Origin of the sequence: Psychroserpens sp. NJDZ02, assembly GCF_004843725.1 — a bacterium.
Taxonomy (GTDB): Bacteria; Bacteroidota; Bacteroidia; order Flavobacteriales; family Flavobacteriaceae; genus Olleya.
In genome coordinates this window covers 2,292,501-2,295,000 of the sequence record NZ_CP039451.1, presented here as the reverse complement: position 1 = coordinate 2,295,000, position 2,500 = coordinate 2,292,501, and the positions used below count along the sequence as shown (strand labels likewise).

General features: G+C 30.6%; 3 rRNA genes (2 of these 3 only partly in view). All 3 read right to left on the bottom strand.

From position 1 onward, the window contains the following. Positions 1-81, bottom strand: a 16S ribosomal RNA gene (locus E9099_RS09900); it reaches 1,440 nt to the left of the window's first position. A gap of 1,921 nt (positions 82-2,002) precedes the next feature. After that, positions 2,003-2,110: ribosomal RNA gene (gene rrf, locus E9099_RS09895) — 5S ribosomal RNA — on the bottom strand. A gap of 102 nt (positions 2,111-2,212) precedes the next feature. Continuing rightward, positions 2,213-2,500 (bottom strand): 23S ribosomal RNA (locus tag E9099_RS09890) (it continues 2,533 nt past the right edge of the window).

The following is a 2,500-nucleotide window of genomic DNA, read 5'->3' as shown; positions in this document are numbered from 1 at the left end:
GCTAAAATGTTACCCCTCGACTTGCATGTGTTAAGCCTGCCGCTAGCGTTCATCCTGAGCCAGGATCAAACTCTTCATCGTTAAATTTTTAAGTGTTTCCACTAATATGCTTAACAATTAAAGAAATATTTCTTTACTCAAAATGGCTTATTCTCTTGTTTGAATCTAATCGTTTCCAATTAAATTCTTACGCTGTCAATTCAATATGTTTATGAACTTTTTTTCTCTGTCTCTTAAGATGTTATTTCCTTAAGCGGGTGCAAATATAATTCGCTTTTTTAAATCCCACAAGCTTTATTTGAAAAGATTTGACTCTTTTCTATTAAACTGTCATAATAACTCTCTGAACGTTTTCTTAATCACTAATTAACCTGTTATAGTTACGTCGTTTTCGGGGTGCAAATATACAAGCCTTTTTGGTTCCCACAACCCTTTTGGTAATCTTTTTTTAATTTAATGGTAACACACTTATTAATGCCTTATGCTTAGTTAGTTACATTAAATATAAAAACTATAAATAAGTTCTACTAGAATCAAAACAAACCATATTTACTATCTTAATAAAGAATCCACTTTAAAATAGAACTTTTGCAACACTGAATTACGCCTCTATTAATCTTAAATAGTCTTATATTTAATCTGCTTTTTTTTCTAAATAATAATCTTCTTGTAAGGCTATTATACAAAAAAAATATAGCACCTCAGTAAAACTTAAGTATTACAATAGTCTCATTACGGAATAGTTCTTTTTAATAGCCTTATTATTTTATTTTAGTATCTAAGACCAACGACTTTTACAACAAAACATAATCCAGGTAAACTCGATCAGACAAAAATTAAATTATAAAATTTCTAATAATCTATTTACACTCTTAAACTATAGTCAAAATATACCAATACGTATTATATATTAGATTTTGGGTTTTGGGTTTTGGGTTTTGGGTTTTGGGTTTTGGGTTTTGGGTTTTGGGTTTTGGGTTTTGGGTTTTGGGTTTATACAATAAAATTTATAGTAATTAATTTACATTTAACTTACGTATGAATCCTGATATCTTAATAGAATAGCTAACAAATAGCTCTAAATTTAGATTTTATATGCTTACACCTATAATTACACCTACAGTGTCTTTGTCTTACAATAGAATTTCAATATAAACACGAATATAACAAGGTTTAATCTAAGGATAATTCCATACGAAAAAAATAAAACTCAATTGAAATTACTACTAGTCATACTATTCTTTACTATATAATGAAGTCTACGACAACACTTAAATATAAATTAGAACAAAAACATTACTTATGGTTTAATTTAAAGATCTAGTTTAAAGTTTATCTAATTTGAATATAAGATTATAAATATTTTACAATGGTCTTAATAATGAATGAAAACATTATCCTCTACAAATAAACGGCACTGAATGTAGCCTAATTAAACAACACTATTAAGAAATCCCTACCAAATGACACATACTTTAAGGATGAAATCCAGTTTAAATGGTTTCTAATTTAAATATTAGATTCTAACCAATTTATAATGGTCATTATAATGACTGAAAATATTATCGTCTACAAATAAACAGTATTGAGTGTCGTTTGATTAAACAACACTTATTAATAAATCTCTACCAAATGCCACATCCTTTAAGAATAAAAGGCCAGATTTATAGCTTTCAAATTTGAATAGAGCATTCTAACGTATTGACTTAATCCTTTTTTCACTTATACATTCTGACCTTTACTTTATACTTAGTACCTCCTTTAAATATTAAGATCCAGATTGAACAATTTATAATTTTAATATTATATACTTAGATAACCACTAATACTTTTATTGCCTTCTGCCTTCTTAAATTTATAACTTAGGTATAGTCATTTATTCCTTTTGCTTTTGCCTCCTCCCTTTTACCTTCTCCCTTTTCCCTCTTTACTTCCGCCTTCTACTTCATTACAATTTAGGGCACAAAAAAACCCTTCATAAATAAATATGAAGGGTTCTCTAAAAAGGCAACGACCTACTCTCCCACAAATGCAGTACCATCGGCGCAAATGGGCTTAACTTCTCTGTTCGGAATGGTAAGAGGTGAGCCCCATCGCTATAATCACCTTAAATCTTTCGGTGTATGTAGTATTAACTACTTGACCGTATAAAATAACATATTGAAAAAATGATTCATGAAAATCTGTATTGAACTTTGTAAAAAAACAGGCGTACAATAAGCCTATGGGTTATTAGTATCACTCGGCTATGACATTACTGCCTTTACACCTATGACCTATCAACGTAGTCATCTCCTACGACCCTTTAAAGAAATCTCATCTTGTGGTGGGTTTCGCGCTTATATGCTTTCAGCGCTTATCCCTTCCCAACGTAGCTACTCTGCAATGCTCCTGGCGGAACAACAGATACACCAGAGGTTAGTCCAACTCGGTCCTCTCGTACTAGAGTCAGATCCACTCAAATTTCTAACGCCCACTGTAGATAGAGACCGAACTGTCT